This is a genomic window from Nocardia sp. CA-290969, from assembly GCF_050936135.1.
Lineage (GTDB): Bacteria > Actinomycetota > Actinomycetes > Mycobacteriales > Mycobacteriaceae > Nocardia.
Window position 1 is genome coordinate 5,990,222 of the sequence record NZ_JBNJNJ010000001.1, and the last position, 25,825, is coordinate 6,016,046.

Below are 25,825 nucleotides of genomic sequence, written 5' to 3' on the forward strand. Positions count from 1 at the left end.
TACACCCCTCACGTGGCGTACCTCATAGCGCGGCCGGTCTCACCGGCCGCCTGCCCTAAGCTGGAAACGTGAACCCGCCCCCACGGGACCACCACGGCGCCGAATCCCGCAGCCGGGAAGCTTTGGCCCCCGGTGGACCGAGCGGCGACCCCGAACCCTGCCGACCCCTCGAAGCCTCGGACTTCACCGGCCCTTACCTGCCCCGCGACGGCGCCGAGTCCTATGAGGCCCTCGCCGGCCCACCTAACCCCGAAACCCAACGCAACCACGACGGCGCCAAGTCCTACGAGGCCCCCAGCGGTTCACAAAACCCCGAAACCCAACGCAACCACGGCGGCGCCGAGTCTTACGAGGCCCCCAGCGGTTCACAAAACCCCGAAACCCAACGCAACCACGGCGGCGCCGAGTCTTACGAGGCCCTGAGAGGTTTTGGCCCGTCCCTGCTGTCAGCGCTCGATGCGAGGCGCCGCAGGCGCGAGTGTCGAGTGCTGACAGCAGGGACAAAGGGGGGCCAAAACCCGCGCCGCCGCAGGCGGCGCCAAAAAACACAGGAGCACCGATGATCCTGGTGGCTCAGGTCAGCGATACACATTTCGACCTCGGGACCCGTAATACCGAGCGCGCCCAGCGGGTGATGGCTTATCTGGCGGAGCTGCGGCGGCGGCCCGATGTGATCGTGGTGACCGGCGATATCACCGATTCCGGTAAGCCCGAGCAGTATGCCGAGGCCAGGATGTCGTTGCAGGCGGATCTACCGGTGCTCATCATTCCGGGCAATCACGACGAGCGGGCCGCGTTCCGGGAGGTACTGCTGTCGGGGACCCCTTCGGACGATCCGGTGAATCTCGTCCACCGGATCGGTGATCTGACCTTGATCCTGCTCGATTCCAGTGTCCCGGGGCAGTCCGGTGGCCGGCTGGCCGAGGAGACCTACGACTGGTTGCGTGGCACTCTCGCCGCGACCCCGGCCGATGCCGCGGTGCTGCTGGCTCTGCATCATCCACCGGTTTTCCTGCACAGCCCGATCGTGGACACGATCGCGCTCGACGACCCGCAACGGCTCGCCGCCGTGATCGCGGGTGACCGGCGGATCATCGGCACGCTGACCGGTCACGCGCATACCGCCGGTGTGAGTACGTTCGGGGGCCGGCCGCTGCTCATCGGCCCGAGCACCGCCTCGGTGCTGGGTGGTGAGTGGGAACTGGCGCCGCCCGAACGAGTGATGGACTACGGACCGGATCCGTCGGTCGCGCTGCATGTGATCGATGACGATCACCGGCTGACCACGCATTTCCGCAGTGTCCCGATGGGCGGGTGGATCGCGTCGCCGTACTGATCGCCGCGGCTGGTCGTTTGTGCGCCGGCGCTCCGATTCGCTCAGTACCGTCCGGCCCGGGCGCGCCGGTAGGCGGCGGGGGTCGCGCCGGTCCAGCGTTTGAAGGCGTAGATGAAGGTCGACGCTTCCGCGTAGCCGAGCCGGATCGCCACATCGCTCACCGACAGCGGTGTGGTGGTCAGCATTTCCTCCGCCAGTGCCTGCCGGACCTCGTCGAGCAGGGCACGGTAGCTGGTACCGGCGGCGTCCAGGTGACGGCGCAGGGTGCGGGTGCTCATGTTCAGGTCCGCGGCCACCGCGTCGATACCCGGCGGCGCGGTGAAACCGTCCAGCCCGCCGCGCGGGACCAGCCGGGCCCGCACCTCCGCGGCGATTCCGGTGCGCGCGCGGCGGCGGTGCACCAGATCGCGGCATTGTGCCAGGCAGATCGCCAGCGTGTGCTCGTTGGCCTGCGGGAGCGGCTGGTCGAGGATCGCGGGATCGAGGGCGACCAGGTTCTCCGGCCGGCCGAACCGCGGCCGGGCCACTGTGACGGCGGCGATCAGTTCGGCGTACGGCGGTTCGGGGAAGCGGAATTCGGCCCGGACGAGTGCCAGGTGCCGGCCCAGTAGATCGCTCATCACCTGGTGCATGGCGGTCACATCGCGTTCCACCAGGAACTGCCGGACATCGGCGGGTACGGATTCGTCGAGGATACGGCCGACGAACTCGCCGTTCTCCCACTGCGTCACCGGCAGGCAGAAGGCGAAACTCAGTTCCATGTACCGCAGCGCGAAGTCGATGGCCTCGGCCAGCGTGGGACTGCTGACGCAGGCGAAACCGAAGATGCCGAAAGTGGTGATGCGATAGCGGCGTCCCACCTCGATCCCCATGCCGGGACGGTCGAGTTGCCGGACCAGATTGCGGACCACCGCCAGTTCGGTATGCGCGTCGATCTGGGCGTCGGGGTCGTGCAGGCGGGCTTCGGTGAGGTCGGTGCCGCGCAGCAGGGCAGCGGTGGGAATGCCGTGTTCGGCGCCGTATCCGGCCATCAACGCGACACTGGCGACTCCACGCGGGAAATCCCAGTCCCCGACCGACGGACGCTGCACCATGCCGACATTATGGCCGGATATCTCGATCGCCCCGACGGGGGCTACCAGGACAGTTCCGCGCAGCGGCGGGCGGTATCGGTGGTTTCGATCTGCAGGGTGGCGTGCTCGATATGGAACTTGTCGGTGAGCAGTTTCTGTGCGGCGCGCAGGATCTCGTCACCGGAATCCGATCCCGATGTGGTGATGTGCGCCGACGCGACCTCCATTCCGGAGGTGAGGGTCCAGACGTGCAGATCGTGCACATCGCAGACCCCGGGCACCGCGGCCAGTTCGGCGGCCACGGCCTCGACGTCGAGTTCTTCCGGGCTGTGCTGGAAGAGGATCCGCAGCGCGCGGCGGGCCAGCAGATAGGTGCGCGGCAGCACCCAGAGGCCGATCGCGACGCCGACGACCATATCGGCGTAGTACCAGCCGGTGGTCAGGGTGATCGCCGCCGAGATCAGCACGCCGATCGACCCGACCATATCGGCGAGCACCTCGAGATAGGCGCCCCGGACGTTCAGGCTCTCCTCGGCGCCGCGGCGCAACAGCAGGAAGGCCGCGATATTGGCCACCAGTCCGATCGCACCGGCGATCAGCACCGGCCCGCCGGGCACCTCGGGGGGTTCACCGAACCGGCGCACCGCCTCGAGCAGGACATAACCGGCGACCCCGAACAGCAGTACGGCGTTGGCCAGCGCCGCGATCACCTCGGCGCGGTAGTAGCCGAAGGTGCGGCTGTAGCTGGGCCGGATGTTGCGGGCCAGCACGATCGCCGAGAGCGCCATGGCGATGCCCACGACGTCGGTGAGCATATGGGCGGCGTCGGACAGCAGTGCCAGCGAGCCGGTGGCCAGCGCGACCACGAGTTCGACGAGCATGAATCCCGCGCCGATGGCCAGCGCCAGGGCGAGGCGGCCGAGATACTTCCCGGAGGCGCTTTCGGGTGATACCCGATGCGTATGATCATGTCCCACGCAGACAACATATGCGTTGATGCGCATGCTTGCAACACCTTCGATTCGCGTGGTGCCGCGGGGCTGGCAGACTTGACGTCGTGAGTGACCAAGCCGCTACCACCCGGCCCGGCGCGCCGGACCCGCCCGCCGGCGACCCGCGGGGCGCGGCGTTGCGGCCCATCGAACTCGCCACCGGCGCGGTCCTCGGCGGCGCCACCGTCGGACTCGTCACCGTGGGCTCGGTGGTGCCGTTCGCGGCGGCGCTGCAACTCGTCGCGGCGGTCCCCATGGGCCTGCTGGCTCACCGGTACCGCTTCCGCACCCTGCTCACGGCCTCGGTGTCGGCCGCTCTGGTTACCTTCGTCGCCGCGGGGCTCACCGCCGCCACGGCCATGGTCGCCACCGCGACGATCGGCGGCATCGTCGGCACGGTCAAACGCCGCCGCGGCGGAATATTCGCCGTCACCGGGCTCTCGGTACTCGCGGGACTCGCCTGGGCGGTGTTCTCGGTCGGTTTCCTGCTGGCCTTCTCCGCCACCCGCAACCTGATCTTCGACAACATCCGCAACACCGCGACCGGCCTCGCCGACCTCACCTCCCGGCAGGCCCAGCTCGCGCCGCTGGGCCGCGGCGTCCTGGACCTTGCCGAGGTCGTCCTGCAGTGGTGGTGGATCTATATCGGCGCCACCGTCGCGATCGGCACCGTGGTCACCGCACTCGTCTCCTGGTTCGTGCTCGGTTCCGTCCTCGACCGGCTGACCTGGCTCCCCGGCACCGACCGGCTCGACGCCCCCGCCGACGACCGCCCCATCGCCCCGCTCCCGGTCACCCTGCGCGCGGCCGGCTACCGCTACCCCGGCGCCACCGGGGAGGCGCTGGCCGGTATCGACCTGCGGGTGGAGGTCGGCGAATTCGTCGCCGTGGTCGGGCACAACGGGTCCGGGAAATCCACGCTCACCCGGCTGCTGGCCGGGCTGCCCCCGACCACCGGCACGGTGGACCGGCCCGGCTCGGCCGGTCTGGGTCACCTCGGCGGCACCGCCCTGGTACTCCAGCGCCCGGAAAGTCAGACCCTGGGCGTGCTGGTCGCCGACGACGTCGTGTGGGGACTGCCCACCGACCTGGCGGCCGAGGTGCCGATCGAGGAACTCCTGCGCGAAGTCGGGCTGGACGGGATGAGCGCCCGGGAAACCGCGACGCTCTCCGGCGGCCAGCAGCAGCGGCTCGCCGTAGCGGCCGCCCTCGCCCGGCGCCCGGCGCTACTGATCGCCGACGAAGCGACCTCCATGATCGACCCGGACGGCCGCCGCGAACTCGTCGCGCTCCTGGCCGAACTGCCGAAACGGCATCCGATGGCGGTCCTCCTGGTCACCCATCACGAAGCCGACGCGGCCGCCGCCGATCGCGTGGTCCATCTGGCCGGTGGCCGGATGGTAGACCGGTTGCCCGCCTGGCCGAAGCCGGTACGTGCGCAGCGCCGCCGCCCCATGGGCGACCCGATCCTGGAACTGCGCGGGGTCCGGCACACCTACAACCGCGGCACACCGTGGGAAGCGCCGGCCCTGCACGGGATCGATCTCACGGTGCACCGTGGCGAAGCGCTGCTGGTGGTCGGCGGCAACGGGTCCGGGAAATCGACCCTGGCCTGGATCATGGCCGGGCTCATCGCGCCCAGTACCGGCCGTTGCGAACTCGCCGGGAAACCGGTCAGCAAACAGATCGGCCGGGTGGAACTGGCGTTCCAGCATTCCCGGCTGCAACTGCAGCGGCATACGGTCGGCGAGGAGATCGCCGACTGGGGCGGTGAGGGCACCGGATCGGGCACCGTCGGCAAAGCGCTCGACGCCGTCGGCCTGGACCGCTCGCTCACCACCGGATCCATCGAGGAACTCAGCGGCGGGCAGGCGAAGCGGGTCGTCCTGGCCGCGATCGTCGCCAGCCATCCGCAGGTTGTGGTACTCGACGAACCGCTGGCCGGCCTGGACCCGGAGGGCCGCGCCGATATCGTCGAGTTGCTGGCCCGGTTACGCGATTCGGGTCTCACCCTGATCGTCATCTCGCACGATGTCGAGGATGTCGCGGCCATCTGCGACCGCACGGTCCACCTACAGGCCGGGCGGATCCCGGAAACGGAGGCCGCGCGGATCCCGGTTCCCGAACCGGACGCCGACACCACCCCGATCCCGCCGGTCCGGCCGGCCGGCCGGGTGCACCCCGCGCCGGGCACGGCCTGGCGGCTGCGCGGCGACGCCCACGGAATCGACCACGGAGGCGCCCGATGAGCACGGTACTGCTGCGCCAGGTCCCGGTCGCCAGCCCGATCCACCGGCTCTGGGCCGGTACCAAGATGATCGGCGTCTTCCTGATCAGCGTGCTGCTGATGATCCTGCCGAGCTGGCCGATCCTCGGCATCATGATCGTGTTCCTGATCGCGGTCGGGGCCCTCGCGCGCCTGCCGCTGGGCGTGGTCCCCCGGCTGCCCTGGGCGTTCTGGCTGTTGATCGGCGTCGGTGCCCTGATCAGCGCACCGGTCGGGGGGGTCGCACTGCTGCGCTACGCCCAGATCGTGGTGTTCGGGCTCATCCTGCTGACGGCGTCCATGCTGATCGCCTGGACCACCCCGATGAGCGAGATCGCGCCCGCCCTCGCGGCCCTCGGCCGGCCCCTGCGCAAACTCCGGGTACCGGTCGACGAACTGGCGGTGGTGGTGGCACTCACCCTGCGCGGGCTCCCGCTGCTCCTGGAAGAGATCCGGATCTTGCGCGCCGCCCGCCGGCTACGCCCGAAACCCGGGCTGCTGCACCGGACCACCGACCCGATCATCGATATCCTCACCGCCACCATGGCGGTATCGACCCGCCGCGCCGGTGAACTCGGCGAAGCCATCACCGCCCGCGGCGGCACGGGCCGGCTCACCGCACGCCCGGCCACCCCGGGTCGCAACGACGTGGTGGCCGTGGCCGTGGTCGTTGTCGTCTGCGCCGGAGCGCTCACCCTCGAACTGCTCACCTGAGCCGTCGGCGAGCGTGCCCGGACGCGACCCGAGTCCGGTCGAGGCATATGGGGTGCCACCGCGGTTGCGAACGCGTGCCCGGCAGTGACGCCGAGTTCAGCGCTCGAATCTCGCGCCGGCCGTCCGGCACACTATTTCTTCTGGTCGCGCACTGCTTTGCGGGCGGCTTCCTGCGCCTTGTCGACCTGCGAGGCGTACTTTCCGCCGGTTTTCTTGTCCACGGCGTCGCCGACCTTCTCGATCAGCGGATCGACCTTGTCGGCGTTCTTGCGCGCCAGACCCAGCGCTTTGTTCGCCAGCCCCTTGAAATCCATCGTGTGCTCCTCGTTCGAACTCGCTACGGCGCTAACGATACCCAGCGAATTCCACCCGGACCGGGGAACGACCGTGGCGACGGCTGTCACACTTCGCCGAGCCACGCCGGATGCCAGAAGCGGCCGCCGTCGGTCCAATCCATGTAGCGCACAGTGCCTTTGATCTTCGGCGTCACCCAGACGGCGTCCCGGGTCTCCTCGGCCGACATCTCGTTGACGAACGGTGTGGTCTTGCGCTGCGACCGGCGTAGCCGGGCGGCGAGGTCGTTCATCCCCGCCTCGTCGAACCCGGTGCCGACCCGTCCCGCGTACACCAGCCCGTCCTCGGCGGGTATCCCGACCAGCAGCGAGGCGAACGGCCGCGCCTTACTGCGCCGCATACCGCCGATCACCACCTCCTGCGTGCGCCAGTTCCGATGCTTCACCCAGGAATGGCCGCGGGTGCCGGGCAGATACACCGAATCCAGCCGTTTGGCGATCACCCCCTCGGCGCCTTCCTCCTCGCTGCGCCGCAACGCCTCGGTGCCGTCCCCTGTGTAACGCGGCGGCACCCGGAGTTCGGTGGTCGTCGCGGCGAGCGCCTCGAGAACTCGGCGCCGATCGCGATAACGTTTGCGCAGCAGCGAGGTTCCGTCGAGAAACAGCAGGTCGAAGGCCAGGAACTCGGCGCGCCGCGGGTTGGCTTTCAGCAGGGCCACGTTCACCGCGCCGTCCGGTCCGCGGACGATGAGCTCGCCGTCGAGTACCACCTGATGGTCGGCCAGATCCTCGGCCAGCACCGACAGCTGCGGGTAGCGGGCGGTGACGTCGTTACCCGCGCGGCTGCGCAACCGCAGCTCGCCCGCGTCCACTTCGACGATCATCCGGTAACCGTCCCATTTGCGTTCGAACGCCCAGTCCGATTCCGGTAGCCCGGCCACCTCGCCGCTGGTGGCCAGCATGGGGGTGAGGCCGCGCGGTAGTTCCGCCCGCGGCGCGGGCTGGTCCTTCATCAGGTGCATCAGCCACTGGTCGCCCTCGGTGCGGATCAGGGCGTACCGACCGTCGAGCCGGTCGCCCCGGAAAACCACGATCACCTCGTCGTCGCGCCATTTCTCGGCGCGGTAGGTGCCGGTATCCCAGATCGACATCTCTCCCCCGCCGTACTCCCCGGCCGGGATCGTGCCGTGGAAGTCCAGGTATTCCAGCGGGTGGTCCTCGGTGTGCACGGCGAGCCGGTTCTGCCGCGGGCTGTCCGGTGGACCCTTGGGCACCGCCCACGACACCAGGACCCCGTCACGTTCCAGCCGCACATCCCAGTGCAGCCGCCGGGCGTGGTGTTCGTGCACGACATAGCGGTTGCCCGGCCCGGGCGTGGGCGAATGCGCCGGCACGGGCTCCGGTGTCCGGGCCGGGTCGCGCATCGAGCGGTATTTCGTGAGCGCGTCGTCCAGGGCCGGATCGAGCCCGGCCAGCAGGTCGCCGTCGCGGCGATAACGCTCCAGCACCTCGTCGAACCGCAGCTGGCGCAGACCGCCGGCGTCTTCGATCTCCGCCCAGGTCCGCGGCGCCGCGGCGTTCGGTTGGTCCCGGCCGCGCAGCGAGTACGGGGCGATGGTCGTCTTGGACGGGTTGTTCTGGCTCCAGTCCAGGAACACCTTACCCGTGCGGACCTTCTTGGCCATCGTGGCGGTGACCAGGTCCGGAAGCAGTTTCTCCAGATTCGTGGCCACCTGTTTGGCCACCGTGGACGCCCCGCCGGGGCTCAGCGCCCGGTCCAGCGGGACGTACAGGTGGATACCTTTGCTGCCGCTGGTGAGCGGATACGCGCGCATACCGATCTCGGCGACCATATCCCGCACCCCGAGCGCCACCCGGGCACATTCGGGCAGGCCGGCGCCGGGGCCGGGATCGAGGTCGAAGACCAGCCGAGTTGCCGGACCCCGCGCGTCGCCATCGAACCGCCACTGCGGCACATGGATCTCCAGCGCCGCCTGCTGCCCCAGCCACACCAGCCCGGCCTGCGACGAGACCACCGGGTAGTGCGCGACCCGGTCGGAGTGCTCCTGGGCGCGCCGCGGCAGCCAGCCGGGTGTACCCGCGCCCAGGTTCTTCTCGAAGAACGAGGATTCGGTGACACCGTTGGGCCAGCGTTTCCGGGTGACCGGCCGGCCGGCGATATGCGGCAGCATGGCCCGGGCGATCTCGGCGTAGTACTCGATGACCTCGCCTTTGGTGGTACCGGTCGCCGGGTAGAGCACCTTGTCGAGGTTGCTCAGCCGGACCTCGATATCCGGCTGCCCAGGTTCACCGCCGAATGCCCGGTGCACGCTCCGTCACCGCCGGAAGCGGCCGACCCCACGCGGCACCCGGGCGCGAATCACGGCCGCGGACCCGCCGGCGGCTCACCCGGCTGCCCGGGGCCACCCGGCTGCTCGGGTGGGACCACCTTGCGAGCGGCCTCCTTGCCCTTCTGGATCTTGTCCGCGTACTTGCCCTTGGTCTTCTGGTCGAGGAAATCCCCGGCCTTGTCGACCGCTTGGTTGATCTTGTCCGAGTTCTTGGCCGCCACTTCCTGTCCCTTGCCGGCCAGATTCTTCAGGTTGTCGATCAAGCTCATTGCCGAAATCCTTCCTGTCGCCGGGCGGTTGTGTTCACTGCATATCCTCCCACCAGGAGCGCGCCGGCGGGAGATCACCGATATCGAGCCGCTGCCCGGGCATCGGGACCACGATCTCGGTACCGGCGGCCGCGGCCGCGGCCACCAGCCGCCGGACCGGCTCGTCCCACGGGTGCGGGGCCAGGTTGAAGGTCGCCCAGTGGATCGGCAGCAGTACGCCGTGCGCCGGGTCGCCGCCGCAGAGGTCGGCGTGCGCGCGGACCGCTTCCTCGGGATTCATATGGATATCGGCCCAGCTGTGGTTGTAGGCGCCGATGGGCAGCAAGGTCAGATCGAACGGGCCGCGCTGCGCGCCCGTCTCGGCGAACGCCTTGGTGAAACCGGTATCGCCGCCGAAGTAGACCCGATGAGCCGACCCGGCCAGGGCCCAGCCCGCCCACAGTGTGGTGTTACGGACCAGGCCGCGCCCGGAGAAGTGGCGCGCCTCGGCACAGGTGATCGTCAGCCCACCGTCCGAGTCGTCGCGCGCGGGCAGCGAATACGAACCGCCCCAATCCAATTCGACGATCCGCGCCTCGGGAACGCCCCAGTGTCGCAGATGCGCCCCGACTCCCAGCGGCACCACGAAAACCGCCCGCTGCGTGGCCACCAGAGAGGTCACGGTGTCGGCGTCGAGATGGTCGTAGTGGTCGTGTGAGATCACCACCGCGTCCACCGGCGGCAGCTCCGTCAGCGCCACCGGAACCGGATGGATACGACTCGGGCCCACCAGGCGGGACGGCGAAACCCGCTCGCTCCAGACCGGATCGGTCAGCACCCGGAACCCGTCGACCTCGATCAACGCGCTGGCATGCCCGAACCAGGTGACGGCGAGATCCGCGGCGGCCGGCGGCTGTTCCGGCGCGGCCAGCGGCACCGCACCCTTCGGGCGCCCGGCCCGCATCGCGCTCACCATCGACAGCAGCCCGGCCGGGTTGTCGGGCACCACGATCGGCGATGCGGGCTCGGTGTTGTGGAACTGCCGGTTGCGGTAGGCGCGAGCTCCGGAAACGGTGGGCGCGATCGCGGATACCGAGGCACCGAGCGCCGCCGGTAAGCCGTCCAGCGCGCGCAGCACCCAGCCGAGCGCGGTCATCCCCGCCAGTCCTGCCACCGCGGCGGACAGTGCGCGCGGCGCCATCACCGGCCCACGAACTTCGGTGCGCGCTTCTCCTTGCGGGCCAGCCGGCCTTCCTCGGCGTCCTCGCTGTTCCATGCTGCCTCCAGGGCGGCCTGCTGCTCCTTGGGCGCCGGCTCCCGGGTCCCGTCGTCGTTGAGCTCCAGTTTCAGGTGACGCAACGACAGCGGGGCGAGTTCGGCCATCGACTTCGCCCAGGTCTGGGCGTCGGACAGGGTGCCGATCCGGTTGGCGAACCCGAAGGTATAAGCATCGGCGGCCGATATCGGCTCGGCCCCGAGCAGGACGGTGCGGGCCGGACCGCCGCCGAGCAGCGAGACCAGCCGGCGGGTGGTCCAGCGATCCACCGAGATACCGAGTTTCGCCGCCGGAATCGCCAGATACGAATCGGGCGCCATCACCCGCAGATCGGCCGCCATGGCCAGCTGCACCCCCGCACCCAGCGCGGGCCCGTTCAGCGCGGCGATCACCGGCACCGGCATCGCCTCGACCTCGTGCAGCATTTCCAGTAGTGCGTCGAGGAATTCGGTGGAATACACGCCGTCCAGATCCGCGCCCGCGCTGAACACCGGCCCGCTGCCGGTGACCACGATCACCCGGGCGTCGAGCCGGGCGTTCGAGAACGCTTCCCGCAGTGCGACCACCAGGTCCAGGTTCAGCGCGTTACGCCGTTCCGCCCGCTGCAGTTCGATGGTGACGACGTCGCCGTCGCGGCTGACCCCGAGCATGTGTGTCCTTCCCCGCTCAACGAATACCGATCCAACAGCCAATAACGATGCGCTACTGCCCACTCTGCCACAGCCCGGGGTAGGCCCAGGTAGCACGACGCGGGTCGGAGCGGCCGGGCACGCGGGGGAACGCGGCCGGTCAGAGCCTCAGGTGTCCAGCCCCATCGAGAACGTGTCCGGGTCCGGGCCGGTGCGGGTGCCGTCGTCCAATGCGGTGATCGCACGCATCTGGTCGCCGGAGAGTTCGAATCCGAAGACATCGAAATTCTGCTCGATCCGCGCCGGCGTCACCGACTTCGGAATGACCACGTTGCCGAGCTGCAGATGCCAGCGGATGACCACTTGTGCGGGGGTGCGGCCCACCTCGCCGGCGATCCGGGTGACCACGGGATCGTCGAGCAGCGTGCCCTGGCCGAGCGGGCTCCACGCCTCGGTCGCGATGGCGTGCTCGGCGTGATATTCGCGCAGTGCCCGTTGCACGAGTTTGGGATGCAGTTCGATCTGGTTGACCGAGGGCGTCTCGCCGGTTTCGGCGATCACCCGGTCCAGATCGGCGATCCGGAAGTTGGAGACCCCGATGGAACGGACCCGCCCATCGGCCTTCAACCGCTGAAAGGCGCGGAAGGTGTCGACGAACTTGTCCGCGGCGGGTACGGGCCAATGGATCAGGTACAGGTCCAGGTAGTCCAGGCCCAGCCGGTCGAGGCTCGCCTCGCAGGCCCGCAGCGTCGAGTCGTAGCCCTGGTCGGCGTTCCAGAGTTTGGTGGTGACGAATATTTCATCGCGGGGCAGGCCGAACTGCCGGATGGCTCGACCGGTGCCCTCTTCGTTCTGATACGCCGCGGCGGTGTCGATACTGCGGTACCCGGCGCGCAGCGCGGCGGTGACGGTATCGAACACCTGATCCGGCGGAACCTGGAAGACCCCGAATCCGAGCTGCGGAATCAGGCTCCCGTCGTTGAGCACGATGGGGGGAACTACACCGATCTCACGTTTGGTGGTCACCGCCTCGACGGTAGGAGCGGTTCGGCAGCAGGTCAACGAATACCGGTCTCGTGTCCGAACTGCCTTGACAGTTTGTTGTGTTTTCCCAACAATGTGTTGTGTGAGCCCAGTGAGACGCGGGGAAACGCTACCGATTTTCAACCGGATCGCGGTGCTGCGCGCGGAACATCGAATGTCGCGGGCCGCGCTGGCGGCGGCGGTGAACGTCAATCCCCAGACCATCGGCGCCCTCGAACGGGGCGACCACTACCCGAGCCTGGACCTCGCCTTCCGGATCTGCGAGGTATTCGGGCTACCGGTGGAAGCGGTGTTCGCCCGCACCGAATTCACCCCGCTGTCGGCCGAGGTCTACCCCCGCGAGAAAGGAACGCTGTCATGACCGCAGCCACCGAACCCACCACCCTGCTCGACCGCTACCAGGCCTACCGGGTCCGCCGCTGGCTGGCCCGGGAGCAGCAGCTCGCCGGAATGCTGCCGCGCTGGCGCACCCGCAACCGCCGCCGCGCCCTGGTGATCACCGTCGCCACCGCGCTCACCGTCCTGTTCGTCACCGGGGTCCTGTGTGCTTTCGGCCTCGAATGGGCGGCACTGTTCGCCGGGCTGTGCGCGCTGCTGTTCCTGCCTTCCTGGACCATGCTGCGGATCGTCTCCATGGCACAGGACAGCGCTCCCGCCGAAACCCTGGACGAACTGGAGGTGGCGCAGCGCGATACCGCCCGCTCGATCGGCCTCACCATCACCCAGGCGCTCTGCGTTTTCCCGATGATGTACCTGGTGTGGAGCGGCGCGATCTTCCCCGCGGCCGATGCGTTCCGCACCGCCTACGCGGGCGGAGTCATGATCCTGGCCACCCTGCTGGCCGGCGGCTGCGCCCCGGCCATGATCCTGGCCTGGTCGAAACTCGACCCGGAACCCGAGGCGTGAACGGCACCTCGCCCGGCTCCGCGCCATAGCCGGTTACGCCGTACACAATCGGCCGCCGGTTCCACCGACCGCCCGCCCCTCGGGCTCGCACGGCCGCCGATCCAGGTCGCCGGCGCCGTTCCACCCGAGCCGCCAACCGCCGACCGAAGTAATGCACCAGCAGGCGACCGCGTTCCGGTCGGCGTTCGAAGCTGCTCCGGCCCTGCGGCCGGAGGATGGTTTGCCGTCCGGGAGTCGCCCGAATGTTCAGTCCGGCAGGCCGAGCCGGCGATAGCGGCGGTGGCGGCTCTCGCGTAACCGCTCCGGCGGCTGCGCGGCGAGTTCGCCGAGTTCCCCGGCGACAGCGGTGACCATCCGGTGCGCGAAATCGTCCGGTTCTTCGGCGGCATCGGGGTATTCGGGCACGATACGGTCCACGATTCCGTCGGCCAGCAGATCCGCCGACCGGATCCGCTGGCGCGTGGCCAGTTCCGGGGCGTGTTCGGTGTCGCGGTATACGATCGCGCTCGCCCCTTCGGGCGGCAGCGGAGCCAGCCAGCCGTGAGTGGCGGCCAGGACCCGGTCGGCGGGCAGCAGGGCGAGCGCGCCACCACCGGTTCCCTGTCCCAGTAACACCGAAACGGTCGGCGTATCGAGAGTCACCAGATCGGCTATACAGCGGGCGATTTCGGGCGCGAGTCCGCGCTCCTCGGCTTCCTTGGAGAGCGCCGCTCCGATGGTGTCGATCACCAGCACCAGCGGCAGCCGCAGTTCGGCGGCGAGCTGCATACTGCGCCGGGCCGACCGTAGCGCGGCCGGACCCATGGTGTGCTCGGGATCCTGGTGCGCGCGATCATGTCCGAACACCACGCACGGGCGGCCCCGGAATCTGGCCAGCGCGAGCACCACGGTCCGGTCCGTTTCGCCCTGACCGGTCCCGCTCAGCGGCACCCGCTGGGTGGACCGGCGCAGAAGTTCGCGGATACCCGGCCGGTCGGCCCGCCGCGAGATCAGCACCGAATCCCATGCTTGCGACGGTTGCGCACCCACGGCCGGGCGAGCACCGAAGCTCCGGGCAGTGGCGGAAGGTGAAACCGCCGAAGCCGCAGCGCCTTCCGCCGCTGCCGGGATATCGCGGGGCAGCGCCGGCCGCGGGATCGCCGAGGCCTCGTTGCCGTTCTCGCGCCGAGTGGACGGATCGGTATCGGTACTGCCCAGGGCAGCCGAGGTGGCCGGCGTACCGCCACCGCCGCCGGCCACCGCTGCCTCTGCGGCGCGGTGCCGCACCGACGCGGTGGGCGAGGCCGGTTCGATATCGGTGCGATGGCCCGCGACCGCCGGGGCGGGCTCCTCCGGGACCCCGCTGAACACGCTGAGTGCCCGGTGGGCGATTCGCCGGAAGACCGCCACCTCGACGACCCCGTCGATGACCCCGCTGCGATACAGGTTCTCCGCAGTCTGCACGCCGGGCGGAAACGGGTGCCCGTACAGCGCCTCGTACACGCGGGGACCGAGAAAACCGATGAGGGCACCGGGTTCGGCGAAAGTGATATGCCCGAGCGACCCCCACGACGCGAAAACCCCGCCCATGGTCGGGTTGCGCAGGTACACCACATACGGGTGACCGGCCGATTTGTGCGCGGCCACCGCCCCGGCGATCTTCACCATCTGCACGAAGGCGAGCGTGCCCTCCTGCATCCGGGTACCACCGGAGGTCGGTGAAACGACCAGCGGCAGACCTTCCGCGGTCGCCCGTTCGACGGCACCGGCGATCCGTTCGGCGGCCGCGACGCCCACCGAACCCGCAAGGAACGCGAACTCACACGCGATCACCGCGATACGCCGCTCCCGCAGCCGGCCTTCGCCGGTGAGGACGGCCTCGTCGGTGCCCGCCGCGGCGGCCGCATCGGTCAGCGCGGAGCGGTAGGCGGCCGAGCGCGCCACCGCGATCGGTGGCGCATCCCAGCTCACGAACGTTCCCGGATCGAGCAGTGCGTCGAGTAGCGCGCGGGCACCGATCCGGCGTGCTCGCCTCGTCATCCGAATCGCGCCGGACCGCCCGGCACCCTGATCGTCCACACCGGCACACCGGCCAGTATGACGGGCACCGGATCAGTAACCGCGGGTGACCTTCTGCAAGGCGTACTCGGTGAGCCGCACCAGCGCCTCCTTGGCCGGTTCCCGGCGCCGCGCGTCGATCGGCATGATCGGCACATCGGCGGGAACGGCCAGCGCCTGGCGGATATCCTCGATCGGATACTGCGGGGCGTCGTCGAACTGGTTCAGCGCGACGAGGAACGGCAGGTTACGTGCCTCGAAGTAGTCGACCGCCGCGAAGCTGTCCTCCAGCCGGCGGGTATCGATCAGCACCACCGCACCGATGGCGCCCCGGATCAGGTCGTCCCACATGAACCAGAAGCGGTACTGGCCCGGGGTGCCGAAGAGGTACAGCACCAGATCGTCGGCCAGGCTGATCCGGCCGAAGTCCATGGCCACCGTGGTGGTGGATTTGCTCTCGATACCCGCGAGACTGTCGATCCCGGCACTGGCGTTGGTCACCAGGGCCTCTGTTCTCAACGGGACGATTTCCGAAACTGCCCCCACCAGCGTCGTTTTGCCCACGCCGAACCCGCCCGCGACCACGATCTTCGCCGAAGTCGGCTTACTACTGCGGGTATCGACCTGCGCCGTCGAATCATATACGCCGGAGTCCACTGAGAACCCTTTCGATCAGCTCGCGACGTTCATCGTCGCTGGAATCGTCTTTCAAAGTCGCCGAAACGCGGACATGCCCGGCTTCGATCAGGTCCGCTACAAGTACACGCGCCACCCCGATCGGTATACCCAGTCGCGCCGCTAGTTCGGCGACCGACGGCGACTCCCTGCACAGCTCGACTATCGAATTCTCGATATTGCTCAGTTCGTACTGGCGTTCGAGCGGTATGGGATGGGACGCGACGAGAGCTTCGAGCGCCAGCTCCACCTTCGGTCTGGTACGACCGGCGGTCAGCGAGTACGGACGCACGAGACTGGGCTCGGAGCCTCCCACGCGGTGATCTTCTATGTCCATCCCACCATCAGGAACCCATCGTGACGCGTGGAGTGGCCTGAACTGTCTGGCCCACGCGTTCGACCAACAAAGCCATCTCGTATCCGACCTGTCCGATATCGCAGGACGTATTGGTCAGGACTGCGAGGTATGACCCGTCGCCCACCGCCATCAGCAGCAGGTAGCCGTGCTCCATCTCGACGACGGACTGCAGTACGGTACCGCCCTCGAACAGATTGGACACACCCACCGAGAGACTGGCCAGCCCGGCCGTGACAGCGGAGAGCTGTTCGGCCCGATCGACCGGTAGCTGGGCACTCGCCGCCATCAGCAGGCCGTCGGCCGAGACCAGGACGGCATGGGCTACGCCAGGAACCTCGCCTGCGAAGTTCGAAACCAGCCAATCCAACTGACGGTTCGTACCACCTAGTTCGGGGTTCATCGGTCTCCTTTGTCTCCGGTTAGGTTCATTGCTCGCATTGCACGGCCATCCCGAACACCTTGCTGGTGCCGACTCAAACTAGACCGGATCGATTCGGGATTGCGACTCGGCGTCCGCTCCTGGGCTCCGTTGACGGCACCGGGCACCAGCCGGCCACCCGGATTACGCTGCGGCAGACCGGCCGCGGTGCGGGTCTCGGGCTCGGCTTCACTGGCCCGCCGGGCAGCCATCCAGCCCTCGTCACCCGGTGATTCGAAGGAGGCGACAGCCTGGGAGCGGTCGGTGTTCGGATCCGACAGCCAGGCCGACATCATCTCCGCGAAGATGGGCGTCCCGCCCATGATGCTGTCGTTCTCCTCGGCCGGCTGCAGGCGGGTCTGGAAGAAGGACGCGGTTTTCGCGGGGTTGGACTTGTAGCTGTGCCGGCCGGGTTCGCGGGCCGGTGCGGCGCCCTCGGCGGGTTCCCGGGGCAATGCGACACCCGGCGGGTTGTCGAACCGTTCCGCGGTGTAACCGCCGGGCTGCCGCCGCGGCAGCCCGCCCGTTTCCTCGGGCCGGCGCGTGTGCGCGCTGCCCTCACGCTGCGGCAGACCGTTCTCGGTGGTGCCGCGCTGCGGCAGCCCGCTACCGGCACCACCTCGCTGCGGCAGACCGCCCTCGCTCGCGCCCCGCTGCGGTAAGCCACCTTCGGCCGCATCGCGCTGCGGCAAGCCGTTCTCGCTCGTACCACGCTGCGGCAGGCCGCTTTCGGTCGCACCGCGCTGGGGCAAGCCACCTTCGGTCGCGCCGCGCTGCGGCAGATCGCCGCCCGCACCGCGTTGCGGCAAGCTGTTGCCCGGACCACGTTGCGGCAGGCCGTTGCCGCCCGCACCGCGCTGCGGCAGACCACCACCGGGAGCTTCGTGCCGGGGCGGTACACCGCCGCCCAGTGGGCCGCGCTGGGTGGGAAGTTCTCCGGAGGTTTCCCGGGCCGGTGGTTCGGCGGACCGGTCCCGCTGCACCGGCATTTCACCGGAGGTTTCGCGGCCGGGCACACCGTTGCGTGCCGGATCTCGCCGGCTGGGCAGACCACCGGACGACGGATCGGCCGCGGGCCGCGATTCCGGCGCGGGCCCGCCGGGTTCACCCGCGGTGGGCCGGCGCTGCGGCAACCCGGAAGCCCCGGGTTCGCGGGTCCCGTTTGCGCCCGGTTCCCGCTGCGGGAGCCCGTTGGGTCCCGGCTGGGCGGGGCGTCGCGGCGGGATCGGCCCGGCCGTACGCGGGGGCGCCGCGGTTTCGGACGCGGATTCGGTGGGCCGCGCGGTATCCGCTCGCGCCGCCTCCGGGGAACCCCCGGGCGCACCGTTGGCGCCGGGGCGCCGCTGGGGCAGGCCACCGGGACCCGGCTGCGGCGAGCCACCACCGGCACCCGCCTGGCGCTGCGGCAGCCCGCTGAGGCCGGTCTCGGTGGGACGGGCGGGGGGACCGCCGGCGGGCGAATCGCCCGGGGTACGCGGCGGCAGGGTCGGGGTGGCGCCACCGCCACCCGGACCGAGGTTGCGTTTGGGCAGATTGGCGGCGGCCAGTTTGCCGCGCTGTGCCGCCGCGCCGGCGCTTGCCTGGCGCAGGCTGGTGGTGCCCTCGTTCTCGCGCGTACCACCGGCCATCGCCGAACCGGGCTGGCGCTGCGGCAGGCCACCCGGGCCCACCGGGGCCGGACCGGCCGGGCGCTCCGGCGGTTTGGGCCGCTCGACGGCGGGCAGCGGACCGCTCATCCCCGGATCGACGGTGACCATCATGTTGCCGTCGACGGTCCGGCTGATCCCGCGGGTCTGCATGGCGGGGCCACCGGAGTTGCGCAGCGCGGCCGCGGCGGCCTCGTCGGGCGATTCCTCCGGTTTGCCCTTCTTGGCGTTGTCGCCGGGTACCAGCGGCTGCGGGCCGGAACCGGTGGCCAGCGGCAGGATCTGGGTTTCCCCGGCGACGATCAAGCTCATCGGGACGTGCACGGTGACCGTAACGCCCGGATCGCGCGCGGTATCGAAGGTCGGCCGCAGCCGCACATTGAGACCGTGACGTTCGGCGAGGCGGCCGACGACGAACAGACCCATATGACGGGCGGTATCGGGACCTGGTTCGGCGGTGCTCTCGAGCCGGCGGTTGATCTCGGCCATCTCGCTCGGCGGCATACCGATACCGCGGTCGGCGACCTCGATCAGCAGGCCCTGGTCGTGTGCCTGCGCGAAGGTGAACTTCACGTCGGTTTCCGGCGGCGACGCGCGCAGCGCGTTGTCCAGCAGCTCGGCGAACAGATGCGCCATATCGGAGGCGGCCGGTTCGATCAGGGCCCCGCGCGGGGTGGCGCCCAGTTTGACGCGTTCGTAGTCCTCGACCTCGGAGATCGCGGCGCGCAGCACATCGGCGATTTCGACGGGCGCCGATTTCGCGCGACGCTGTTTGGTACCGGCCAGAATCAGCAGGTTGTCGCCGTTCCGGCGCATACGGGCGGCGAGGTGGTCCAGCCGGAAGAGGTTCTCCAGCAGGCGCGGGTCCTTCTCGTCGTACTCCATCGCCTCGATGAGGCTGAGCTGATGGTCGACCAGTGATTTACTGCGCCGCGCCAGGGTTTCGAACATATCGTTGACCTGGGAACGCATCTGCGCCTGATCACTGGCCAGTCGCAGCGCCTGACCGTGGATATCGTCGATGGCGCGGGCCAGCTGGCCGATTTCCTCCTCGGACCGGATGGGCATCGGTTCGAGCGGTACTTCCTCCGGCGCGGCGCCGGTACGCAGCTGGGCGACCTCGTCGGGCAGATCGCTTTCGGCGACGCGCAGCGCGGCCAGCCGCAACCGGTGCAGCGGCACGATCATCGACCGGGCGACGAATACCGCGAGCAGCAGCGCCGCGAGGATGGTCAGCAGCACGACGATCGAGTAGACGACGGCATCGCGGAGAGCCTTGTCGGCCATCCGTTGCACGCCATCGTCGATCGACTGGGTGGCCTCGCCGATCAGCTTGTCGGTGGTGGCGGTGCTGTCCAGCAGCGACTGGCGGGCTTCGCCCAAGGGCAGCCGGCCCGCCTGCGCCTCCGGCGACTCCAGCATGGCCTGCCGGTTCTCGACACCCTGGCGCAGGATTCCGATATCGGGGTCTTCGGCGTTGTAGCGCTGGCTCAGGATGTTCAGCAGCGCGAGTTCGGTATTGGTGGCGGCGCGATAGGCCTGCTCGCCGGCCTCCTGGTTGCGCAACAGAGTGGCGGCCGCGGTGATCTCGCCGACCATGGTGGAGCGCAGGTTGAGGGCGTCGACCAGGCGGAGCTTGTCCGGGTCGATCGACGGGTCGCCGATCTCGCCGACGATCTCCTCCACCGTGCGCACACCGGCATTACGGGCCCGGTCCAGCACCGCGACGGCTTCGTCCGGGGATCCGGCGGGGGCCAGGCCGCCGGTCCGGACCTGTTTCGCCTGGTCGATCATCTCCGAGAGGGCCTGGTGCGCGCCGGGTAGATCGTCGAGATCGCCGAGCGCCGCGTCGGCCGCCGCGATCGCCTTGTCCAGAGTGGTCAGGTTCTCCTCGGTCACCATGGACCGGTTCGGGGCGATGGCGATGGCCTGTGAGCCGGCGACGGTCGAGGTCGCCGAGCTGAGATCGAGTACGGCCGGGACGAGGCTGACGTTCTCGGCGGCCGAGCCCAGCCGGTTCGCCTCGCTCCATTCCGCCGATATCCTGGACACACCGAGCCCGACCGCGACCGCCAACGGCACGGCCAGCACGGCCGTAACCTTCCAGCGAAGGTCCCAGTTACTCAGCGCCCAGCGCTTCGTGCCGGACCTAGCGGCGTCACGCATTCCCACTCACTTTCCAACCTGGCCCCAGCCATGCACCATCAGCAGAACTCCACACTCGCATAGTGGCTCGACGGGTGGAGCTGCCCGTGGGTCGCGGCTGACCGAGAAATTGCGTCTACGACGGACCGAATTCGTGTCATCAGATTCTAACGGATCAATAACTTCTTGGTGTACTCAGCCCGGGTTTACGCACTCTGACCAGCCGGTTACAGGCATAAGCCATGGTCGCGACACCCGACAGGGGGTCGCGTGAAGTCTGCCACAATCGTGCTGATCTATCGAGGCGAGGATTGCTGCGAGGCTAGGGAGCACTGTGAACGCGAGGAACGAGTATCGACCGGTCTATCAGACCAGCCTGGTCGATCCCGCCGAGTTCTGGTCCCGGGCGGCGGCCGAAATCGATTGGGATACCCCACCCGACCAGGCTCTCGATACTGCCCGGCCGCTTTCGCACTGGTTTCCCGGCGCCCGCTTGAACACCTGCTACAACGCGCTCGACCGACATGTGACAGCCGGCCGGGGCACCCAGGACGCCCTGATCTACGAATCGGCGATGACCGGCGAAAGTGCCGTTTACAGCTACGCCGAACTCCTCGACCGGGTCGCCCGGTTCGCCGGCACCCTGCGTGATCTGGGTGTCTCGGCCGGAGACCGGGTCGTTATCTACCTGCCGATGATTCCCGAGGCAGTGGTCGCGATGCTGGCCTGCGCCCGGATCGGAGCGGTGCATTCCGTGGTGTTCGGCGGATTCGCCGCACCGGAACTGGCCGCCCGGATCGATGACGCCGAGCCGGTCCTGATCGTGACGGCCTCCGGCGGGCTGGAACCCAACCGCACCATCGATTACCCCCCTATCGTCCGCCGGGCGCTCGAATTGGCCGAGACCACGGCGCCGCGCACCGTGGTCGTGAAACAGCGCGCCGGTTTCCCGGTGCACGATTTCGGGGCCGGCCCGGCCGATATTCCCGAGGCCCGCTGGCTGGACTGGGATACCGCCGTCCGCGATGCCGAACCGGCCGATCCGGTTTCGGTGGCCGCGACCGATCCCCTGTACGTGCTGTACACCTCCGGGACGACCGGTAAGCCGAAGGGCGTCGTGCGCGACAACGGCGGGCATGCCGTCGCCCTGGCCTGGTCCATGCGCAATATCTACGATGTCGGGCCCGGCCAGGTGATGTGGGCCGCCTCCGATGTCGGCTGGGTGGTCGGCCACTCCTATATCGTCTACGCGCCGCTGCTGGCGGGTGCCACCACACTGCTCTACGAGGGCAAACCCGTGGGCACACCGGATGCCGGGGCGTTCTGGCGGGTGGTGGCCCGGCACGGGGTACACACCCTGTTCACCGCGCCCACCGCGCTGCGGGCCATCCGCCGTGCCGATCCGGCGGCCGAACTCGCCCGCGAACACGATCTGTCCTCGCTGCGGTCGCTGTTCTGCGCGGGCGAACGGCTCGATCCCGCCACCTATGAGTGGGCGGCGGACACACTGCTGGCGGGGCGGGACGACTGCCCGGTGGTCGACCACTGGTGGCAGACCGAAACCGGCTGGCCGATCTGCGCCAACCCGCTCGGGCTACAGCGACTGCCGATCAAACCGGGTTCTTCGTCGGTGCCGGTGCCGGGCTACCGGCTGCGGGTGCTGGATTCCTCCGGGAATCCGGTCGCGGCGAACATCGAGGGCAATATCGTCATCGGCCTGCCGCTGCCGCCCGGCGCATTGACGGGTCTCTGGCACGATCGGGATCGATTCGAACGCTCTTACCTGGCGGCTTATCCGGGCCATTTCCTCACCGGTGATTCGGGCTATTTCGACGAGGACGGTTATCTGTTCGTCCTCGGCCGCAGCGATGATGTGATCAATATGGCCGGGCACCGGCTTTCCGCGGGCAGTATCGAAGCGGCCGTCGCGGGACACGAAGCCGTGGCCGAATGCGCGGTTATCGGTCTCCCGGATGAACTCAAAGGGCAACGCCCGATCGCTTATGTAGTACTAAAATCCGATTCCCGGATAGATATCGACACTCTGCGCGATGAATTGAGCGAACGCGTACGGACCCAAATCGGTCCCGTCGCCGGGCTGTACGACGCGATCGTCGTCCCCGCCTTGCCGAAAACCCGCTCCGGCAAGATCCTGCGGAAAACGATCCGGCAGATGACAGCGGGCGAGAATTACGAAATACCCTCCACCATCGAAGATCCCGCGGTACTCGACGAGCTCGCCCGGATCATCGCGCCATCGCAAAGCACAAACTCCTCTTAAGAAAACCTCAGAGACGGGCCAATCCCACCCAATACGGTCTGAGGGGTCCACGAGCCCCGGGCTCGACTCGACACGTAGGAGGAAGCAACCCCCATGGCACACACCACGAACCGGCGATTCGGCAAGTTCGGCCTCGCCACCCTCACCGTGGGCGCCGCGGCCGCGGCCACCGCTTTCCTGAGCCCCGCCGTCGCGTCGGCCGGTCCCATGGAAATGGCGGAACCGCTGCTCACCAGCGACTGCTCCTTCGCCCAGGTCGACGCCGCGCTCCACGTCCAGGCCCCGGAGCTGGCGGCGATGCTGGACAACAACCCCGATATGAAGGCGCAGCTGCAGGCGAAGTTCGATCAGCCGGTCGAACAGCGCCGCGCGGAACTACAGCAGTACATCGAGCAGAACCCGCAGGCCGCGCAGCAGGCCGAGAACGACCCGCGGGCACAGCAGCTGCAGGCGACTCTGCAGGGCGTGGCCGACACCTGTCACAACTACTGATCGCGCCGGCGACGAACCGGTCCGCCGGGGCGGAGGTGCGTCAATACACTGGGCGGTGTGGAACGGACCAACAAACCGGCGGTTCTGGTTGTCGACGACGATGAGGATGTGCTCGCGTCGGTGGAGCGCGGTTTGCGCCTGTCCGGGTTCCAGGTGAGTATCGCCCGCGACGGGGCCGCGGCACTGCGGGCCGTGGCCGACGACGGACCCGACGCGATCGTGCTGGATATGAATATGCCGGTGCTCGACGGGGCCGGGGTGGTGACGGCGCTGCGGGCGATGGGTAACGAGGTGCCGATCTGTGTGCTCAGTGCCCGCAGCTCGGTGGGCGACCGGATTGCCGGGCTGGAGTCGGGCGCCGACGACTACCTGGTGAAACCCTTCGTGCTCGCCGAGCTGGTCGCCCGGATCAAGGCATTGCTGCGCCGGCGCACCGATACCCCGGTGGCCGGGGATTCCGACACCATCGTGGTCGGGCCGTTGCAGGTCGATACGGCCGGTTACCGGGCGGTGCTGAACGGCCGGGAGGTCGAACTGACCAAACGGGAATTCGAACTGCTGTCCACCCTGGCCCGCAACGCCGGAGTGGTGTTGAGCCGGGAACGGCTGCTGGAGCTGGTGTGGGGCTACGACTTCGCCGCCGACACGAACGTCGTCGACGTTTTCGTCGGCTATCTGCGCCGCAAACTGGAATCCGACGGCACCCCCCGGCTACTGCACACGATCCGCGGCGTCGGGTTCGTGCTGCGGGATACCAAGTGAACGACGGCGCCCGCCGCCGGCGACGCCGAGCATATTCCCTGCGTACCCGGGTCGCCGGGGCCGCGGCCGCCGGCTCGGTCCTCATCGTCGCGCTGGTGAGTGCCATCGCCGTTCCCGCCATCGAACGCAACAACCTGCAGCAGACCGACCAGCAGCTGCGGATCGCCTCCCGGCTGGTGGTGATCGATCCGGTGATCGCGGTCGGCATCGTGAACCTGGTGGGTCCGGACCGCGATATGGCACTCACCGTCCGCGACGACGGGCAGGTCGTGGCCACCAGCCTCACCGAGCTACCGGAACTGAATCCCGGTTCGCGCACGGTCATCGTGGCCGGTACCCCGTACCGGGTGCTGACCACCACCGAGAACCAGCCCGCCGGCCGCACGGTCTCGCTGGGTATCCCGGCCACCGAGGCCGCGAAGGCGACGGCCGATCAACAGCGCTGGGTACTCTTCGGCGGTTTGGCGGCGATCGCCGCGTCGGCGGCCCTGGGCTGGTTGTTCGGTGGCCGGGCAGTCCGGCCCATCGTGGTGCTCACCCGCCAGGTCGGGGCCCGCACCGGATACCGTGACGCCACCCCAGAACCGGTCGACAGCTCCGGGGTGCTGGAGGCCGAACAACTGGCCGACGCGGTGAACACCATGCTCCGCCGGGTCGACCAGGCGCAGACCGAAACGGCCGCCGCCCTGGAAACCGCCCGGGATTTCGCCGCGGTCTCGGCCCACGAACTGCGCACCCCGCTCACCGCGATGCGCACCGACCTCGAGGTGCTGGCGACCCTCGACCTGGACGAGGCCCAGCGCACCGAAATCCTGAGCGATCTACAGCGCAGCCAGGAACGGGTGGAAACCACCCTGGCCGCGCTGGAACGGCTGGCCTCCGGCGACCTGACCTCCGAACGCGACCATATCGACACCGATATCGCCGAACTGTGCGATCAGGCCGCGCACGACGCGATGCGGCACTATCCCGGTCTCACGGTCCGGATAGACACCGATGCCGAACTGGTCACCAGGGGCCTGCCCGCGGGCCTGCGGCTGGCGGTGGACAACGCACTGAAGAATTCGGTGAAACACGGCGAGGCCACCGAGGCCCTGCTCTCGGCCCACCGCCGGCCCGACGGCACCGTCGTCGTCTCGATCGACGACAACGGGCACGGAATCCCGCCCGACGAGCGGGAATCGGTTTTCGCCCGCTTCGCCCGCGGCAGCGGCGCCCACAAGGGCGGATCGGGACTGGGCCTGGCCCTGGTCGCCCAGCAGGCCCAGCTCCACGGGGGGCGCGCCTACTTCGACGACGGCGCCCTCGGCGGCGTCCGCCTCGTACTGGTACTGCCCAGCACCGGCGCCGAAACCGGCAAGGTCACCTGATCGAGTCGAAAGCCAACACCCGTCCCTGACAGCACCCGGCGCACGTACCCAGTTCAGCGAGCACCGAAACAGAGCGCGCGCCTCCGGACGGAGGCGCGCGCGAGGTGTTCCAGAAAGTCGGCAGACTACTTGGCGTCGAGCAGGTCGATCACGAATACCAGGGTTTTGCCGGAGAGAGGGTGCCCGCCACCCGCGGGACCGTAGGCCAGTTCCGGGGGGATGGTGAGCTGGCGGCGGCCGCCGACCTTCATACCGGGGATTCCGTCCTGCCAGCCCTGGATCAGGCCGCGCAGCGGGAAGCTGAGCGATTCGCCGCGGCTCCACGACGAATCGAATTCCTCGCCGGTCTCGAATTCCACACCGACGTAGTGCACTTCGACGGTGCCACCCGGCACCGCTTCCGGACCGTCACCGACGGTGATGTCCTTGATGACCAGTTCGGTGGGCGGCGGGCCCGCCTGGAATTCGATTTCCGGTTTGCTCATGCCTTGAATCCCCTTCGATTCAATCGGT

General features: G+C 69.0%; 23 protein-coding genes. 9 read left to right on the plus strand and 14 right to left on the minus strand.

Translation table 11 applies throughout. The features are described from left to right. Positions 1-559: 559 nt before the first annotated feature. Positions 560-1,336, plus strand: a complete 777-nt coding sequence (locus ACQEVO_RS27200) for a metallophosphoesterase (RefSeq protein ID WP_432918846.1) — start codon at positions 560-562, stop codon at positions 1,334-1,336. Positions 1,337-1,377: 41 nt separating this feature from the next. On the opposite strand, the gene ACQEVO_RS27205 is transcribed toward ACQEVO_RS27200, so the two are convergent. Next, positions 1,378-2,430: an AraC family transcriptional regulator gene (locus ACQEVO_RS27205; protein WP_432918849.1), complete on the minus strand. Its 1,053-nt coding sequence runs from the start codon at positions 2,428-2,430 to the stop codon at positions 1,378-1,380. A gap of 41 nt (positions 2,431-2,471) precedes the next feature. Beyond that, a complete protein-coding gene (locus ACQEVO_RS27210; protein WP_432918852.1) occupies positions 2,472-3,413 on the minus strand; it encodes a cation diffusion facilitator family transporter in 942 nt (313 codons plus the stop codon). A gap of 53 nt (positions 3,414-3,466) precedes the next feature. Here ACQEVO_RS27210 and ACQEVO_RS27215 point away from each other — a divergent pair, with 53 nt between their 5' ends. Then, a complete protein-coding gene (locus ACQEVO_RS27215) occupies positions 3,467-5,650 on the plus strand; it encodes an ABC transporter ATP-binding protein (RefSeq protein ID WP_432918855.1) in 2,184 nt (727 codons plus the stop codon). After that, entirely contained in the window at positions 5,647-6,381 is a 735-nt protein-coding gene (locus tag ACQEVO_RS27220) for a CbiQ family ECF transporter T component (protein WP_432918858.1), read from the plus strand. The genes ACQEVO_RS27215 and ACQEVO_RS27220 overlap by 4 nt, the downstream gene beginning before the upstream one ends. 131 nt (positions 6,382-6,512) lie before the next feature. On the opposite strand, the gene ACQEVO_RS27225 is transcribed toward ACQEVO_RS27220, so the two are convergent. The 6 genes from ACQEVO_RS27225 to ACQEVO_RS27250 form a co-directional block, all read right to left on the minus strand. Beyond that, a complete protein-coding gene (locus tag ACQEVO_RS27225) occupies positions 6,513-6,695 on the minus strand; it encodes an antitoxin (RefSeq protein WP_063062680.1) in 183 nt (60 codons plus the stop codon). An 86-nt stretch (positions 6,696-6,781) separates the two neighbouring features. Beyond that, on the minus strand, positions 6,782-9,004 hold the full coding sequence (locus tag ACQEVO_RS27230) for an ATP-dependent DNA ligase (protein WP_432918862.1): 2,223 nt from the start codon (positions 9,002-9,004) through the stop codon (positions 6,782-6,784). Between the two features lie 50 nt (positions 9,005-9,054). Then, a complete protein-coding gene (locus ACQEVO_RS27235) occupies positions 9,055-9,294 on the minus strand; it encodes an antitoxin (protein WP_432918865.1) in 240 nt (79 codons plus the stop codon). A gap of 34 nt (positions 9,295-9,328) precedes the next feature. After that, complete coding sequence (locus ACQEVO_RS27240) at positions 9,329-10,474, minus strand: MBL fold metallo-hydrolase (RefSeq protein ID WP_432918868.1); 1,146 nt, start codon at positions 10,472-10,474, stop codon at positions 9,329-9,331. Beyond that, positions 10,474-11,199, minus strand: a complete 726-nt coding sequence (locus tag ACQEVO_RS27245; RefSeq protein WP_432918871.1) for an enoyl-CoA hydratase — start codon at positions 11,197-11,199, stop codon at positions 10,474-10,476. The genes ACQEVO_RS27240 and ACQEVO_RS27245 overlap by 1 nt, the downstream gene beginning before the upstream one ends. Positions 11,200-11,346: 147 nt before the next feature. Continuing rightward, complete coding sequence (locus ACQEVO_RS27250; protein ID WP_432918874.1) at positions 11,347-12,204, minus strand: aldo/keto reductase; 858 nt, start codon at positions 12,202-12,204, stop codon at positions 11,347-11,349. Between the two features lie 91 nt (positions 12,205-12,295). Here ACQEVO_RS27250 and ACQEVO_RS27255 point away from each other — a divergent pair, with 91 nt between their 5' ends. Both ACQEVO_RS27255 and ACQEVO_RS27260 read left to right on the plus strand, forming a co-directional pair. Beyond that, positions 12,296-12,583 (plus strand): helix-turn-helix transcriptional regulator, encoded by a 288-nt coding sequence (locus ACQEVO_RS27255; protein WP_432918877.1) that lies wholly within the window; start codon positions 12,296-12,298, stop codon positions 12,581-12,583. Continuing rightward, complete coding sequence (locus ACQEVO_RS27260; protein ID WP_432918880.1) at positions 12,580-13,128, plus strand: hypothetical protein; 549 nt, start codon at positions 12,580-12,582, stop codon at positions 13,126-13,128. Before ACQEVO_RS27255 ends, ACQEVO_RS27260 begins: the two co-directional genes overlap by 4 nt. A gap of 246 nt (positions 13,129-13,374) precedes the next feature. Here ACQEVO_RS27260 and ACQEVO_RS27265 read toward each other — a convergent pair whose 3' ends face one another. From ACQEVO_RS27265 to ACQEVO_RS27285, 5 genes are all read right to left on the minus strand, one after another. Further along, entirely contained in the window at positions 13,375-15,147 is a 1,773-nt protein-coding gene (locus ACQEVO_RS27265) for a carboxyl transferase domain-containing protein (protein ID WP_432918883.1), read from the minus strand. Between the two features lie 72 nt (positions 15,148-15,219). Further along, on the minus strand, positions 15,220-15,822 hold the full coding sequence (locus tag ACQEVO_RS27270) for a GTP-binding protein (protein ID WP_280402740.1): 603 nt from the start codon (positions 15,820-15,822) through the stop codon (positions 15,220-15,222). Then, the gene (locus ACQEVO_RS27275) at positions 15,803-16,177 is read right to left on the minus strand and encodes a DUF742 domain-containing protein (RefSeq protein ID WP_033244145.1); all 375 of its coding nucleotides are present in this window, start codon (positions 16,175-16,177) and stop codon (positions 15,803-15,805) included. Before ACQEVO_RS27275 ends, ACQEVO_RS27270 begins: the two co-directional genes overlap by 20 nt. 7 nt (positions 16,178-16,184) lie before the next feature. After that, the gene (locus tag ACQEVO_RS27280) at positions 16,185-16,598 is read right to left on the minus strand and encodes a roadblock/LC7 domain-containing protein (RefSeq protein ID WP_030522784.1); all 414 of its coding nucleotides are present in this window, start codon (positions 16,596-16,598) and stop codon (positions 16,185-16,187) included. After that, the gene (locus ACQEVO_RS27285; RefSeq protein WP_432918887.1) at positions 16,595-20,428 is read right to left on the minus strand and encodes an ATP-binding protein; all 3,834 of its coding nucleotides are present in this window, start codon (positions 20,426-20,428) and stop codon (positions 16,595-16,597) included. The genes ACQEVO_RS27280 and ACQEVO_RS27285 overlap by 4 nt, the downstream gene beginning before the upstream one ends. Before the next feature lie 313 nt (positions 20,429-20,741). Between ACQEVO_RS27285 and ACQEVO_RS27290 the strand changes: the two genes are divergently transcribed. The 4 genes from ACQEVO_RS27290 (at position 20,742) to ACQEVO_RS27305 (ending at position 25,312) form a co-directional block, all read left to right on the plus strand. Continuing rightward, positions 20,742-22,688 carry an AMP-binding protein gene (locus tag ACQEVO_RS27290; protein WP_432918889.1) on the plus strand — a complete coding sequence of 649 codons (1,947 nt, stop codon included), beginning with the start codon at positions 20,742-20,744 and terminating at the stop codon, positions 22,686-22,688. A 93-nt stretch (positions 22,689-22,781) separates the two neighbouring features. Further along, positions 22,782-23,180, plus strand: a complete 399-nt coding sequence (locus ACQEVO_RS27295; RefSeq protein ID WP_432918892.1) for a hemophore-related protein — start codon at positions 22,782-22,784, stop codon at positions 23,178-23,180. A gap of 48 nt (positions 23,181-23,228) precedes the next feature. Then, on the plus strand, positions 23,229-23,942 hold the full coding sequence (locus tag ACQEVO_RS27300) for a response regulator transcription factor (protein WP_432923034.1): 714 nt from the start codon (positions 23,229-23,231) through the stop codon (positions 23,940-23,942). Beyond that, positions 23,939-25,312, plus strand: a complete 1,374-nt coding sequence (locus tag ACQEVO_RS27305) for a sensor histidine kinase (protein ID WP_432918895.1) — start codon at positions 23,939-23,941, stop codon at positions 25,310-25,312. The genes ACQEVO_RS27300 and ACQEVO_RS27305 overlap by 4 nt, the downstream gene beginning before the upstream one ends. A gap of 125 nt (positions 25,313-25,437) precedes the next feature. On the opposite strand, the gene ACQEVO_RS27310 is transcribed toward ACQEVO_RS27305, so the two are convergent. Next, the gene (locus ACQEVO_RS27310; protein WP_280402735.1) at positions 25,438-25,797 is read right to left on the minus strand and encodes an FKBP-type peptidyl-prolyl cis-trans isomerase; all 360 of its coding nucleotides are present in this window, start codon (positions 25,795-25,797) and stop codon (positions 25,438-25,440) included. Positions 25,798-25,825: the final 28 nt, after the last annotated feature.